Genomic DNA, 13,261 nt, shown 5'->3' on the forward strand with positions numbered 1-13,261 from the left:
TCCGGCGCTGGAGAACCAGGAGCGTATGATCGAAACCGCCGCCGCGCTTGGCGGAGCGAAGACAGATGGCATATCCACGCGACGGATCGCCAAACAGGAAAGTGCGAGTGCGCTGGAAGGAACGTCCACGATAGACCGCGTGGCCCGTCTCCCCAAGATATTGCCGCTCCAAGGCATTGGGGGCTTCCATGGCGGAGGCGTCTTGCGAGGAGGAGGGAGCCGCAACGGACTGGCAGCCTGATGTCAGTCCAAGAGCCAGGCCCAGAACGCAGACAGACAAGCGCGGCGTCATGTCAGGCCGAACACTCGCCCGATCCTGCCTTCCAGCGGGCCAGATCGCCTTCGAGGCGCGAGCGCATGGACGTGTCCAGAAGAGGGCCGTAGGTCTCGACATCGGCCGATCCTGCCCGTCCCTCGACCACCAGAAGCGGCCTGGCCTCCATGCGGCCCTTCGGGACCAGAAGGAAGCGTGGACGCCCGGAGAACGAGGAGAGCTCCGGCGCCAGAGAATAGCCGTTGAAAGCCGGATCGCGGCTTTTGATCCAGCAGCGATTGGCCGTCAGCGCAAGACGCTCCATACGATCCAGTCCGGTATCCACTTTCGGCGTCGAGATGGGCTTCTGCACCGAAGGGGGTACGACCGGCGACGCACAACTGGCCAGGAAGGCGAGCATCAAACCGATCAGCGCGGCAACGGACCCGAGCGCTGCGCCGAAGACACCGAGCAGCAGCCCGACCGTACCCACCATGACCGCGACCAAGCCGAACGCGATCGGGGACAAAACGACGAGGGCCGGCAGGAGCGCGGCGATCAAGAGATATCGCGCGATGTGGGCTCGGCTCACGCGGCCAGACCGTGCGGCGAAAGACCCAGCGCGCTTTCGAAAATGCCACGCCCGTCCGTTCCGCCGTGTTCGGGCTCGATCAGATTTTCCGGATGAGGCATCAAGCCGAGAACGTTGCCCTCGGCGCTGACAATGCCGGCAATGTCGTTGATCGCGCCGTTCGGGTTTGTACCCTCCGCGTAACGGAAGGCCACATGACCTTCGCCTTCGATCCGGGCGAGCGTCTCGGGATCGGCGAAATAATTGCCGTCATGATGCGCCACGGGGCAGCGAATGATCTGACCCTGCGTATAGGCGTTCGTGAAGCGCGTGGAGGCGTTGGCGACTTGCAGCTTCACTTCGCGGCACACGAACTTCAGGCTCGTGTTGCGCATCAACGCGCCGGGAAGAAGACCGGCTTCGCAGAGGATCTGGAAGCCGTTGCAGACACCGAGAACCGCCACGCCCTTCTTCGCCTTCTCGGCGACGGCGCGCATGATCGGCGAGCGCGCAGCGATCGCGCCGCAGCGCAGATAATCGCCGAAGGAGAAGCCGCCGGGAACGACGATCAGATCGACATCGGGGATCTCCGTGTCGGTCTGCCAGACGGTGACAGGCGCTGAGCCGGAAATCTTGGTCAAGGCCGCGATCATGTCGCGGTCGCGGTTGAGGCCGGGAAGAAGAACGACGGCGGATTTCATGATGGTCCGACCTCAGGCGATCTGAATGGCGTAATTCTCGATGACCGTGTTGGCGAGGAGCTGTTCGCACATCGCCTTCAGATCGGCCTCGGCCTTGGCGCGGTCGGAGCCTTCAACTTCGACGTCGAAGACCTTGCCTTGGCGAACGGCACCGACGCCCCCGAAGCCGAGCGTTCCGAGCGCTCCTTCGATCGCCTTGCCCTGTGGGTCCAGAACGCCGTTCTTGAGGGTGACGACGATGCGAGCCTTGATCACGGTATAAGCCTGCCTTGAGAATGAACCAGTCGAAGAGCCGGCGCCGGTTGCGACGCCGGCAGAGGCGTCACTTGACCAACACCGGCCCGGAAGGGCGGGGCGGCTCGTTTTCGTTCATAATGCCCAGCCGGCGGGCGACTTCCTGATAGGCCTCGACCAGCCCGCCCAGGTCGCGGCGGAAGCGGTCCTTGTCGAGCTTGTCCTGGGTTTGCGTATCCCAAAGGCGGCAGGAGTCGGGCGAGATTTCGTCGGCCACGACGATCCGCATCATGTCGCCTTCGAAAAGGCGGCCGGTCTCGATCTTGAAATCGACCAGCTGGATGCCGACGCCGAGGAAGAGGCCGGACAGGAAGTCGTTGACGCGGATGGCAAGCGCCATGATGTCGTCGATTTCCTGCGGGCTGGCCCATCCGAAGGCCGTGATATGCTCTTCCGACACCATCGGATCGTCGAGCTGATCGGCCTTGTAATAGAATTCGATGATCGAGCGCGGCAGAACCGTGCCTTCTTCGATGCCGAGGCGTTTGGCGAGCGAGCCCGCCGCCACGTTGCGCACCACGACCTCGAGCGGAATAATCTCCACTTCCTTGATCAGCTGCTCGCGCATGTTCAACCGACGAATGAAATGCGTCGGAATGCCGATCCGGTTCAGATGCGTGAAGATATACTCGGATATCCGATTGTTGAGGACGCCCTTGCCGTCCACGACCTCGTGCTTCTTCTTGTTGAAGGCGGTCGCGTCGTCCTTGAAAAACTGGACGAGTGTGCCGGGCTCGGGACCTTCGTAAAGGATTTTCCCCTTGCCTTCGTAGATACGGCGGCGACGTGACATGGACATTGCTCGATCGTTGAAAAGGCGAGTCGTTGGAAAACTCGCGATAAACCGCATGCTTAAGCCGGCTGCATATCCCAAACGCCGGGTCTAAACAATCGCCTCGCCGAATTTGTCGGGCCCAGCGGCGAGATCCGGCATCCCATCTTGCCAAACGGACCCGGCTCGTTCGATCTGCAAAAAAATCAATGGAGGCAAGCGATGACGATCCCGACTCTGCGAAGCATTTTGGGTCAGGAGCGCGCCGCGCTCTCGGCCTGGTCCGGTCTGGGCGATGCCGTGGTTCACGAGACTTTACTGCGCGCCTTCGACGCCATCACGCTCGACGTGCAGCATGGGTTGCAGGGCATATCGGAAATCCGCGAGGGATGCGCCCGCGCGGCCTTCCTGGGCAAACCAGCCATCGTGCGCGTGCCAGTCGGTGATCTCGCCATGGCGGGCCGAGTGCTGGATTTCGGCGCGACGGGCGTCATCATGCCCATGGTGGACAGCGCGGAGGAGGCGAGACAGTTTGCTCGTGCGTTGCTGTATCCCCCGCTTGGAACACGGTCCTTCGGGCCGGCCAGAGCGGTCGATCTGTTCGGGGCCGCGTCGGGCGCGGCCTATATCGAAGCGGCGCAGGAAGCGATCGTATCTCTTGCAATGATCGAGACCGCGGGCGCATTCCGCGAGATCGACGCCATTCTGGATGTGCGGGAACTCGGCGGCGTGTTCGTCGGCCCGTCCGATCTGTCCTTGGCGTTGACCGGGCGTCTCGATCCGAATGGCGCGGGCACGGACGAAGCGGCGCTCTCGATCTGTCGCAAGAGCAAGGGCGCTGGCAAGATCGCCGCCGTCTATGCCGCCAACGCGCCCGATGCGCGGCGCTATCAGGCCATGGGCTACGATCTCATCTGCGTCGCCAGCGACGTGTCCCTGCTTAAGCAGGCGTCGTTGGCGATCTGCGCGGACATCCGCGGGTAACGCGGGTCAGGGCGCGGGCAGGCGGGACAGGAACTTGCCGAAGGTCAGGAGCCCCTCCGGCCAGGGCCCGTGCCCGCTTTCGCCGTTCAAATGACCGGACTCGCCAGCGTCGATGAACAGCGAGCCCCAGGCCCCGGCGGCTTCCTCGGCCGCCTCGAAGCTCGAATAGGGGTCGTTTCGGCTGGCGACGACGACGGATGGGAAGGGAAGCGGATCGCGCGGATATGGCCCGAAGCTCATGAGATGCTTCGGCCGGATCGCGTCGTTCTCGACATCGGGCGGCGCCACGAAGAAGGCGCCCGCCACTTTCTTGCGAAACTGCGGAATGGCCTGCACGACGCTGGTGACGCCGAGCGAATGGGCGACGATCACCGGCGGGCGCTCGGCGGCGTTCACGGCCTCGGCGACGGTCTTGATCCAATCCTCGCGGACGGGCTTCGACCATTCGAGCTGCAGAACCCTCCGGGCCGTGGAAAGCTTCTGCTCCCAACGGGTCTGCCAGTGATGTTCGTCCGCTCCCTTGTATCCGGGAACAATGAGGATATCGGCTTCTGATACGCGCATCGCCCGCAGATGCGAGCGACGAGCCGTCATGTCAAGAAGAGCGCTACAGAAGCGGGCTGATCAGGCGGGTGACGTTCTCTGTCAGCTGGACGAAGAAACCGCGCCGGGACCACTCCTCCAGCTTCAGCCGATGGCTCTTGTAGCGGTAATCGTCCTCGATCACGCGGAGATCGCGCACCACGTCCTCGCTATAGGCGATCAGCGTCACCTCGGAATTCAGCTCGAAGGAACGCCGGTCCATATTGGCCGAGCCGATGATGGCGATGTCGTCGTCAATCGAGAGGTGCTTGGCGTGCAGAAAGCGCTCCCGATAGAGCATGACCTCGACACCGGCTTCCAGAAGCTCGTCGTAATAGGATTGCTGGGCCCGATCGATCAGCCAGCTATTGGTGGTGGACGTCACGAAAAGCGTCACGCGCACGCCCTTCGATACGGCCGTGCGCATGGCGAGCAGCAGCGGCTCGTTCGGAATGAAATAGGGCGTTGCCAGCACGACGCGTCGTCGCGCGCTGTAGATGAGGTCTGTGAAAAGAATATCGACACCGGCATCGGGATAATCCGGGCCGCTGGGCAGAACCTGCGCGGTGGCGGTGCGCTCCAGCGAGGGCGGCGGAGGCTCTGGCATGAGGTCCGGCGAGGCGATGTCTTCTTCGGTTTCCAGATACCAGTCGCCGATGAAGATTGCCTGGAGTTCGAGAACCACCGGGCCTTCCACCCGCGCCATCAGCTCGCGATAGAAGGTTTTCGGCTCGTATTCGATCCGGTGCATATTCTGCGATCCGACCCAGCCGATGCGCCCGTCCACCACCACGATCTTGCGATGGTTGCGCAGATCGAGGCGGGTGGCCTGATTCCAGAACCGCAAGGGGAGGATCAGCCGAAGCTCGACGCCTGTGCCCTCCAAGCGCTTGGCGATGGCGCGCCGATCGCGAGAGGACCCGACCGCATCGATCAGGAGGCGGCATTTGACACCGCGCTTGGCTGCACGCTCCAGGGCACTCAGAACACGATTCCCGGCCTGATCGTTCTGCAGGATATAGACCATGACATGGGCATGGTGGACGGCATGGTCGATATCCGTCGCGATCCGATCCACCACGCGGTTGTAGTCGGCGTCCAAGACGATGCGGTTGTCCGGCAGGACGGGAAACCGGCCGATACGATGCACCAAACGCCCGGTGAGCTGGTGGTGCGGCCGCAAGGCACGCAGCGCACCCATGGCCCGCAGCGAGATATGGTCGATCGCCTTACGGATGATGTCCGGCATGGCCTCCAGCCGGTCCCGCCGCCATTTCGGGTGCCGCGCATTGCCGACCGCGAGATAGAGGAGCAGCGCCGCCCAAGGCATGAAGAAGAACAGCAGCAGCCAGGCCTGGGCCGCGACGGGCGAGCGCCGGAACGGGATATAGATGACGGCGCCGATCAGGATCGACCAACTCAACATGGCGATGAGAACCGGCCAGATCGTACCGTCGAGAAACTGGATCATTCTGCCCCGATGCCGCCATCCGCTGGGTTCAAGACTGGCGCCGCGAGGAACGCGCCTTGCCGGAGGCTCTGCCCGAGGATATGGGCACGGGCAAGATCGGGTCCAGCGTTCAAAGCCATATCCTCCGGCGGTTTGTTGTCAGTCGATCGATGCGGAACCCATCGGCGCCATAACCTTTAACCGGCGGCGTCGAAGCAGGTGAAGGAAGCCAAACGACCATGCTCCGCATCGTCTACGCCAACCTCGGCTATTCGCGCGCCATCGACGGGTCCTTGGGGCATCACGTCAAGCGCGTGCACCACCATGTCTTCACGACGCGGAACGTGCAGCTTCGCAGCCTTCATTATGTGCGGGACCGTCTGCGCGAATTGCGCCCGGACCTCAGCTGTTTCGTGGAAATCGATCGGGGGTCGCTGACCAACGGCTTCTTCGATCAGTCGCGCGCCCTGGTGGAGGATCACCACACCACCGTTCGGATCGACAACAAATACAGCGCCGAGCGCAAGTTCCGCCGCTTGTCGGTCTCGCGCGGCAAGTCGAACGCCTTCCTCGCCTGCCGGCCGCTGACCTATGTCGCGCGCTATCTCTCAGTCGGCAAGAAGCGCTTGGTCTATGATTTGGAAATGGCCGGCATCCGGGTGCTCGTCGCGCATCTGTCGTTGCGATACCGGGTGCGGTGCGTTCAACTCGCCGAGCTTGCGCGCTGGGTGGAGGAGCGGGACGGGCCGAGTGTCGTGATCGGTGATTTCAACCTGTTTCGTGGTTCGGGCGAGCTACAGCCGCTTCTGGCCAGCGGGCGCATGGCCCATGCCAATGCGGATGCCGGCCCGACCTTCCGACTCGGCCCCTACAGAGCGACGCTCGACACCTGCTTGATCTCGCGCGATCTCATGGATCATTGCGAGCTTCATATTCTCGATCAGCCCTTTTCGGATCACCAGATGATCCAACTCGACATCAAGGGCTTCGAGATGAACGAAGCGCCGCCACTGGCGACGCCGCTGCTGGTTTCGGCACAAGCCGAGCCCGCCTGAGCGGAAGAGCGCGGCTCGCGAGGATGCGAGCCGCCGAGCCAGGATCAGGCCGCTCCAAAGACACGATTGAAGATCGTGTCCACATGCTTGGTGTGATAGCCCAGATCGAACTTCTCGCGCAGGTCCGCTTCCGAGAGCGCAGCCGTCACGTCCTTGTCGGCCAGAAGCTCGGTGAGGAAGTCCGCGCCGTGCTCCCAGACCTTCATCGCGTTGCGCTGAACGAGGCGATAAGCATCCTCGCGGCTGACGCCGGCCTGCGTGAGCGCCAGCAGAACGCGCTGCGAATGGACGAGACCCTTGAACTGATTGAGGTTCTTGTCCATTCGTTCGGGGTAGACAAGCAGCTTGTCGATCACGCCGGTAAGGCGCGCCAGCGCAAAATCGAGCGTGATCGTCGCGTCGGGGCCGATATAGCGCTCGACCGAAGAGTGCGAGATATCGCGCTCGTGCCAGAGCGCGACATTCTCCATCGCGGGAATGGCGAAGGAGCGGACCATACGGGCGAGGCCCGTCAGGTTCTCGGTCAGAACCGGGTTGCGCTTGTGCGGCATGGCCGAGGAGCCTTTCTGGCCGGGCGAGAAATATTCCTCGGCTTCCAGAACTTCGGTGCGCTGCAGGTGGCGAATTTCGGTCGCGAGGCGCTCGATGGACGAGGCGATGACGCCCAGCGTCGCGAAATACATGGCGTGGCGATCGCGCGGGATGACCTGCGTCGAGACCGGCTCCGGTTTGAGACCAAGCGCGGCGGCAACATGCTCTTCCACACGCGGGTCGATATTGGCGAACGTGCCGACAGCGCCCGAGATCGCACAGGTTGCGATCTCCTCACGCGCGGCCACGAGGCGGTTGCGGCAGCGATCGAACTCGGCATAGGCGAGGGCGAGCTTGACGCCGAAGGTCGTGGGCTCCGCGTGGATGCCGTGCGAACGGCCGATCGTCACCGTGTCCTTGTGCTCAAAGGCGCGGCGCTTGAGCGCGGCCAGAAGCGCGTCGAGATCGGCCAGAAGCAGGTCAGAAGCACGGACAAGCTGAATGTTGAAGCAGGTGTCGAGCACGTCGGACGACGTCATTCCCTGATGGATGAAACGCGAGTCCGGGCCGACGAATTCGGCGAGATGCGTCAGAAAGGCGATCACATCGTGCTTCGTCTCGCGCTCGATCTCATCGATCCGCTCGACATCGAACGTGGCCCCGCCGCCCTTTTCCCAGATCGTCTTGGCGGCGTCCTTGGGAATGACGCCGAGTTCGGCCAGCGCGTCGCAGGCATGGGCCTCGATCTCGAACCAGATGCGGAACTTGGTTTCCTGAGACCAGATGGACACCATTTGAGGTCTGGCATAGCGCGGGATCATGGGAGCGGCCTTGCAACGGAAAGGGATGAAAGGGCTCTAACAGAGCTCTTCTCCAGCCTCAATCCATGCTCGGGCGCGCTGAGGAACGGGATTAAGCCATGTCCCGCCATGCGAGAAGCGGCGCTGAGGCCGGAGCCGAAGCGGCATGGAAGACGCCGCGCGCGATCGCACGGGCCATGACGACGGAGGCGGCTGCTGCCAATTCCAGCCGATCGGAGGGGCTGAGATCGCGCGGCGCGGTTCCGGTGGCGGCCGAAAAGACGAGATCGCCGTCGAAATCCGTATGGGCCGGATAGAGCGCCCGCGCGAAGCCATCATGGGCTGCGACAGCGAGGCGCTTGAGTTCCGGTTTGCCGAGGTCGAGGTCGGTCGCGATGACGGCGATGGTCGTATGAGCACCCGCGCGAAGATCGAACTTCGTTCGCAGTCGGGATGCATCCTGGGGCAAGGGATGCGGGTGCCCAAGCCCGCCGAATTCATCGCCACATTCGAAATGAGCGGCCCAAAAATGGCGGGACGAGCCGACCATCGGCGAGCCGACGGCATTGACCGCGACCAGCGCACCGACCATTGCGCCATTCCGCAGGACAGCTGATGCTGAGCCCAGCCCGCCTCGGCAGGTCGCGGTGGTCGCCCCCGTGCCGGCCCCGATGCTCCCCAGCGGAAAATCGAAGCCCGCTTGTTCGGCCGCCGCCATCCCCAGCTCGCGGTAGGGCGAATGAAGGCCCCAATCCTTGTCGCCACCATTGGCGAGGTCGAACAGGATCGCGGCCGGCACGATGGGCACATATTGGCCGGCGACCTCGAACCCGCGCCCCCGAGCGCGCAACATGCTCTGAACGCCCGAGGCCGCGTCCAATCCGAAGGCCGAGCCGCCTGAGAGAACCAGCGCATCGACCTGCTGCACGAGGTTCTGCGGGTTCAGGAGTTCGGTGTCGCGCGTCCCCGGCGCACCGCCCAGAATCTCCACTGCGGCGTGAGCTGGCTGATCAAAGAGGATCGCGGTCGAGCCCGACAGAAGCTGATTGCAACTGGCGTTGCCGACCTGAAGGCCTCGAACGTCGGTGATGAGATTGCGCGGGCCGGGCTGCCACATGTTTCACCCCTGATTCTCGGTGACGAACCTGTCGCCCTGCCAGCGATAGGCCTGAAATGGTACGACATCGGCAGAGCCTTGCGCGTCGAACCGAACCAGCCCGCCCGACGTCACGAAGGTTTCGGCGTCGAGCAAATCTTTCAGGGTGCGGCTTTCAGCCTTCGCCCGCCGCAGGGCCTCGATCGCGATCTCCGTGCCGATCCGGGCGATGCGGGCATAGCCTTCATCCGCCGGCGCCGTCTCGCTTGGGGTCCAGCTCACATCGAAGCCGGAGGCGATCGTCAGGACGCCATTGGGCAGCGGCACATCTCCCGGTTCGTCCAACAGCGACTCGCCGCTCGCGATCTGCAGGCCGGGGTTCACATCGAGCGCATCGCGCGCGACGATCGCCACATCGCGTCGCGTCCCGAAGACAAGGACATGACGCAACCCGCTCTGCGCAATCCGGCGCGCAAGGCCGAACTGCTTTTCCTCGGCGGGTCGGAAATTGTCGACAAGGGTCGGCCGAAGCCCTTGCGCTTCCAGAAGACCGCGCACGGCCTCGGCCAGATCGCTTCCATAGGACGATCCGTCCTCCACAATCCCGAAGGGCTCGCCGTTCCAGCGCGCGCGAACGAAACTCGCGACGGCGGCAGCTTCTGCGCCCGAGCCCGGCGCCAGTCGCCAGATCAGGCCGCCGCCGCGCTCGCGCCTTGCCAGGACCCTGTCCGAGCGCGCTCCGATATCGAGCGTCGGGATGCCGGCTGCAGACAGAACGGGCAGGGCGCCTTCCAGCGCGCCTGTGCACAGAAAGCCGACTGCGATTTCGGCCCGAGCCGCGACGATCTTTTCGGCCGCTTCCCGTCCGGCGTCGCGCTCGCAACCCGTGTCGAAATCCGCGAGTGGCAGCGAGCTGCCGTCGACGGCCGCACGCGCGCCGTCAACGGCCTGTCGGCCGAGAATGGCGTTCGGGCCACTCAGCGGGACAGCGACAGCAATGCCGTCCGCCAAGGCTATGCGGGGCTTTGGTAGAAGCATCAGAAGGGTCGCAAGGACGATTCGCGGCGGCAGGGTCATACGGGGGAACCTAGCCCAACTCGGGAGGGCGACGCGAGACACGGGAGCTTAACTTGACCGGCCATTCTCGCGCCGTTTAACTCCGCCCGAAGGGCTCAGCCGCATCACGCGCCGGGCCGGACACGATAGGAGAATCAACCGCATGGCAGGCTCACCCAAGACCCTTCTGGCCGCCAGTTTGGCTGCCTTGACCTTCAGCGCGTCCCCGGCTGCTTTCGCGCAGGACGCGGCGGTCAAGCTCGGCTTCATCGGCGGCATCACAGGGCCGATCGAGAGCCTCATGCCACCGATCACCAATGCGGCCAAGCTCGCGATTGCCGAGGTGAACGAGCAGGGCGGCATCGGCAAGAATGGCGCGAAGGTCGAGATGGTCATCGGCGACGATGGCTGCATCGACGCGGCCCGCGCTTCCGACGCTGCCGACCGTCAGGTTAACTCGGAAAAGGTGGCGGGCATCGTCGGCGCCATGTGCTCGGGTGCGACCATCGCGGCGGCCAATGCGGCGGCTATTCCGGGCGGCGTCGTCATGGTCTCGCCGGCCTCGACCTCGCCCGCTGTTTCGGCGTTGAAGGACAAGGATCTCGTCTTCCGCACAGCGCCCTCCGACGCCTATCAGGGTGAGGTTCTGGCGCGCGTCGTCAAGAAGAACGGCATCAACGAAGTCGCCGTCACCTATGTGAACAACGACTACGGCACGGGCTTCGCCCAGTCGTTCAAGACCGCCTTCGAGGCGGCGGGCGGCAAGGTGCTGGCGTCCGAAGCGCATGAGGACGGCAAAGCCGATTATCGCGCGGAGATCGGCTCGCTAGCATCGTCGGGCGCGCCGGCGCTCGTGGTTCTCGCCTATGTTGATGGCTCGGGCGGGCGCATCGTTTCGCAGGCCCGCGAGACCGGTGACTTTTCGACCTTCATCGGCGGCGACGGCATGGTCGGCGCAGCGCTGACCAATGTCAGCGGCGGCGATGAGAAGCTGATCCTGACCCGGCCCGGCGGCAGCGCCGCAGCGGGCGCGGCGAAGTTCGCGGAAGCGGCGAAGGCGGCCGACCTCGACCCGGCGGCGACCTATGCCGCAACCTCCTACGACGCGACCTTCGCCCTGCTTCTGGCGCTCGAAAAGACCGGGGGAAGCCGCGAGGGCCTGTCGGCGGCGCTGCGCGACGTGACCAGCAATTCCGGCGAGGTCGTCCTGCCCGGCGAATGGAAGAAGGCCAAGGCGCTGATCGATGCCGGCCAGAAAGTCAATTACGAGGGCGCGTCCGGCTCGCTCGAGTTCGACGCCAATGGCGACGTGCCGGGCTCCTATGATGAGGTCACCGTCAAGGACGGAAAGATCGTTCCGGTCGGCCCAGCGCAGTAAGATTAATAGGCCCCGTCCGCGAAATCGGACGGGGCCTTTGTCTCAGTCCTTCAGGGGGTCGTGGCCCCAGTTCATCAGTGAATAGCGCCAGTTCGTATCTTTGATGTCGCCCTTGGGCTTCTGCTTCGAATGGCGTTTGATGTAGCCGATGACCTTCTGCATATGCGCCCACTGATCGTCCGTCAGATCGGCTTTCTTGGTGTGCTTGATCTCGACGATCGCATGGCCGGACTTGTGGCCGACGGACTCACCGCCCGACTCGCCCTTCTGGCCGACCTCTTTAGACTCCTCGGAGTCCAGCCATTTTTCGAGTTCGCTCGGCGTCATATTCACCAGCGAACGAAACTCGTCCCAAATCTCCTGATGGTCATCTGTCGCCATGGCTCTGCTCCGTTGCCCGATCTTGGCTGGCGCAACGGGATGATGCGGCGGCGGTTCCGGAGAAGCCACCGCACCTGCCTAATCTAGTGTCGCAGCCGCTCGGGTAGAACCCCATCAGGCGCAAAGCGCAGGACAAGCGTGATGGTGAGGCCGATGACGAAGACGCGCATCTGCAGCGCGCGCGAGTCGAGATCGGCGGGTGGAACCCAGCCGAACCAGGACGAGCCCCAATCGCGCGCCAAGGCGAAGAGCGACAGGGCGGCGGGCTCCGACATGGTCCAGACGATGTAGACGAAGACCGCGCCGAAGATCGCGCCTCGATTGTTGCCCGCTCCGCCAAGGATCACCATCACCCAGATCAGGAACGTGTGGTTCAGATCCACGAAGCCGGACGGGTCGAAGATCGAGGTGAAATGAACGAGGATCGCGCCGCCAAGGCCCATGAGCATGGCGCCGAGGACGAAGATTTCCATCCGCCGCCCATCGACGTTCTTGCCCATCGAACTTGCCGCCGCCTCGTTGTCCCGAATGGCGCGCATCATACGCCCCCAGGGGGCGCGGTAGGCGCGTTCCAGAAGCAGCGTGACCACGATCAGGATGAGAGCCGTCAGCGCGAGATAGAGGCTGCGCGCCCAGAGGAAACCGATCTCGTTCGGCGTCGGCACGGGCCAGGGCAGCGGCGAGACGGTGAGCGTGCCGCGTGTCAGCCAGTCGGCATTCTTGAGGAAGGTCTTGATGATCTGCGCGATGCCGAGCGTCGCAATCGCGAGGTAATCGGCGCGCAGACCGAGGCAGATCTTGCCGATCACGAAGGCGATGCCCCCCGCGACGATGCCAGCCGCGATCCACCCGACCGCGACAGGCAGGCCGAAGCCGCCGATAAAGCCAGCCTCGGCTTCGATGGCCGTGGTGGCCGGGTCGAACTTTGCGGACACCAGCATGAAGGCGATGGCCGCCGTCGCCAGCGTCATGGCGGTGACGAGCCCCTTCGGCACACCGATGCGCCTCGCCTGCGACACGAGGGCGACAAGCGCCACCGCGCCGATCAACCAAACCAGCGCCTCGCCCAGCATCGGCGCGCCCGTGCCCGCCCAGAAGGCCGGGTTGACCGGAAAGGTCATGAGGACCGAGGCCGCCGCGCCCGCGACGATGAAGCCCATGATGCCGACATTGAAGAGGCCGGCGTAGCCCCACTGGATGTTCAGGCCGACCGCAATGATCGCGTAAGCGGCCGCTTCCACGAGCATCCGCGTCGCATAGGCCGAGCCCTGCAGCGCATAGATGAGAAGCACGAGCGTCAGGAGCGCGGCGACGAGCAGAATTTCGCGGCGAAGCCCGCTCGCCGGGCGAGCACGAG

General features: G+C 64.1%; 15 protein-coding genes. 3 read left to right on the forward strand and 12 right to left on the reverse strand.

Annotated elements, in window-relative coordinates:
* The 5 genes from NS365_RS24795 to purC form a co-directional block, all read right to left on the reverse strand.
* The coding region (locus NS365_RS24795; RefSeq protein WP_206612160.1) for a hypothetical protein at positions 1-190 on the reverse strand (190 nt) is incomplete at its 3' end.
* Between the two features lie 103 nt (positions 191-293).
* Positions 294-845: a hypothetical protein gene (locus NS365_RS25125; RefSeq protein WP_244498524.1), complete on the reverse strand. Its 552-nt coding sequence runs from the start codon at positions 843-845 to the stop codon at positions 294-296.
* On the reverse strand, positions 842-1,525 hold the full coding sequence (gene purQ, locus NS365_RS21310) for a phosphoribosylformylglycinamidine synthase subunit PurQ (protein ID WP_058602313.1): 684 nt from the start codon (positions 1,523-1,525) through the stop codon (positions 842-844). Before purQ ends, NS365_RS25125 begins: the two co-directional genes overlap by 4 nt.
* A 12-nt stretch (positions 1,526-1,537) precedes the next feature.
* Positions 1,538-1,780, reverse strand: coding sequence for a phosphoribosylformylglycinamidine synthase subunit PurS (gene purS, locus NS365_RS21315; RefSeq protein ID WP_058602314.1), 243 nt, complete (start codon positions 1,778-1,780; stop codon positions 1,538-1,540).
* A 67-nt stretch (positions 1,781-1,847) separates the two neighbouring features.
* Positions 1,848-2,612: a phosphoribosylaminoimidazolesuccinocarboxamide synthase gene (gene purC / locus NS365_RS21320; protein WP_058602324.1), complete on the reverse strand. Its 765-nt coding sequence runs from the start codon at positions 2,610-2,612 to the stop codon at positions 1,848-1,850.
* Between the two features lie 201 nt (positions 2,613-2,813).
* Between purC and NS365_RS21325 the strand changes: the two genes are divergently transcribed.
* Positions 2,814-3,575 (forward strand): HpcH/HpaI aldolase family protein, encoded by a 762-nt coding sequence (locus tag NS365_RS21325; protein ID WP_058602315.1) that lies wholly within the window; start codon positions 2,814-2,816, stop codon positions 3,573-3,575.
* 6 nt (positions 3,576-3,581) lie between these two features.
* Here the strand turns inward: NS365_RS21325 and NS365_RS21330 are convergent, their stop codons facing one another.
* On the reverse strand, positions 3,582-4,139 hold the full coding sequence (locus NS365_RS21330; RefSeq protein WP_058602325.1) for an RBBP9/YdeN family alpha/beta hydrolase: 558 nt from the start codon (positions 4,137-4,139) through the stop codon (positions 3,582-3,584).
* A gap of 43 nt (positions 4,140-4,182) precedes the next feature.
* Positions 4,183-5,628, reverse strand: a complete 1,446-nt coding sequence (gene cls / locus NS365_RS21335; protein ID WP_058602316.1) for a cardiolipin synthase — start codon at positions 5,626-5,628, stop codon at positions 4,183-4,185.
* Between the two features lie 218 nt (positions 5,629-5,846).
* Here cls and NS365_RS21340 point away from each other — a divergent pair, with 218 nt between their 5' ends.
* On the forward strand, positions 5,847-6,662 hold the full coding sequence (locus tag NS365_RS21340; protein ID WP_058602317.1) for an endonuclease/exonuclease/phosphatase family protein: 816 nt from the start codon (positions 5,847-5,849) through the stop codon (positions 6,660-6,662).
* A 44-nt stretch (positions 6,663-6,706) separates the two neighbouring features.
* Here the strand turns inward: NS365_RS21340 and purB are convergent, their stop codons facing one another.
* The 3 genes from purB to NS365_RS21355 form a co-directional block, all read right to left on the reverse strand.
* Positions 6,707-8,014: an adenylosuccinate lyase gene (purB, locus tag NS365_RS21345; RefSeq protein WP_058602318.1), complete on the reverse strand. Its 1,308-nt coding sequence runs from the start codon at positions 8,012-8,014 to the stop codon at positions 6,707-6,709.
* A 91-nt stretch (positions 8,015-8,105) separates the two neighbouring features.
* Positions 8,106-9,110, reverse strand: a complete 1,005-nt coding sequence (locus NS365_RS21350; RefSeq protein WP_058602319.1) for a P1 family peptidase — start codon at positions 9,108-9,110, stop codon at positions 8,106-8,108.
* 3 nt (positions 9,111-9,113) lie between these two features.
* Positions 9,114-10,166: an ABC transporter substrate-binding protein gene (locus tag NS365_RS21355; RefSeq protein WP_082684770.1), complete on the reverse strand. Its 1,053-nt coding sequence runs from the start codon at positions 10,164-10,166 to the stop codon at positions 9,114-9,116.
* Between the two features lie 142 nt (positions 10,167-10,308).
* Here NS365_RS21355 and NS365_RS21360 point away from each other — a divergent pair, with 142 nt between their 5' ends.
* Entirely contained in the window at positions 10,309-11,523 is a 1,215-nt protein-coding gene (locus NS365_RS21360) for an ABC transporter substrate-binding protein (RefSeq protein ID WP_058602321.1), read from the forward strand.
* A 42-nt stretch (positions 11,524-11,565) separates the two neighbouring features.
* On the opposite strand, the gene NS365_RS21365 is transcribed toward NS365_RS21360, so the two are convergent.
* Both NS365_RS21365 and NS365_RS21370 read right to left on the reverse strand, forming a co-directional pair.
* Positions 11,566-11,904, reverse strand: coding sequence for a DUF3140 domain-containing protein (locus tag NS365_RS21365; protein WP_058602322.1), 339 nt, complete (start codon positions 11,902-11,904; stop codon positions 11,566-11,568).
* 83 nt (positions 11,905-11,987) lie between these two features.
* Positions 11,988-13,261, reverse strand: a 1,274-nt coding sequence (locus NS365_RS21370; protein ID WP_430515436.1) for a branched-chain amino acid ABC transporter permease, incomplete at its 5' end; no start/stop codon positions are given.

Origin of the sequence: Aureimonas ureilytica (assembly GCF_001475935.1) — a bacterium.
Taxonomy (GTDB): domain Bacteria; phylum Pseudomonadota; class Alphaproteobacteria; order Rhizobiales; family Rhizobiaceae; genus Aureimonas; species Aureimonas ureilytica_A.

Excerpts from the sequence above, each read along its gene's own strand:
- purQ (WP_058602313.1), bottom strand. The coding sequence starts at position 1,525 with ATGAAATCCGCCGTCGTTCTTCTTCCCGGCCTCAACCGCGACCGCGAC.
- purC (WP_058602324.1), bottom strand. The coding sequence starts at position 2,612 with ATGTCACGTCGCCGCCGTATCTACGAAGGCAAGGGGAAAATCCTTTAC.
- NS365_RS21325 (WP_058602315.1), top strand. The coding sequence starts at position 2,814 with ATGACGATCCCGACTCTGCGAAGCATTTTGGGTCAGGAGCGCGCCGCG.
- NS365_RS21330 (WP_058602325.1), bottom strand. The coding sequence starts at position 4,139 with ATGCGCGTATCAGAAGCCGATATCCTCATTGTTCCCGGATACAAGGGA.
- cls (WP_058602316.1), bottom strand. The coding sequence starts at position 5,628 with ATGATCCAGTTTCTCGACGGTACGATCTGGCCGGTTCTCATCGCCATG.
- NS365_RS21340 (WP_058602317.1), top strand. The coding sequence starts at position 5,847 with ATGCTCCGCATCGTCTACGCCAACCTCGGCTATTCGCGCGCCATCGAC.
- purB (WP_058602318.1), bottom strand. The coding sequence starts at position 8,014 with ATGATCCCGCGCTATGCCAGACCTCAAATGGTGTCCATCTGGTCTCAG.
- NS365_RS21350 (WP_058602319.1), bottom strand. The coding sequence starts at position 9,110 with ATGTGGCAGCCCGGCCCGCGCAATCTCATCACCGACGTTCGAGGCCTT.
- NS365_RS21355 (WP_082684770.1), bottom strand. The coding sequence starts at position 10,166 with ATGACCCTGCCGCCGCGAATCGTCCTTGCGACCCTTCTGATGCTTCTA.
- NS365_RS21360 (WP_058602321.1), top strand. The coding sequence starts at position 10,309 with ATGGCAGGCTCACCCAAGACCCTTCTGGCCGCCAGTTTGGCTGCCTTG.
- NS365_RS21365 (WP_058602322.1), bottom strand. The coding sequence starts at position 11,904 with ATGGCGACAGATGACCATCAGGAGATTTGGGACGAGTTTCGTTCGCTG.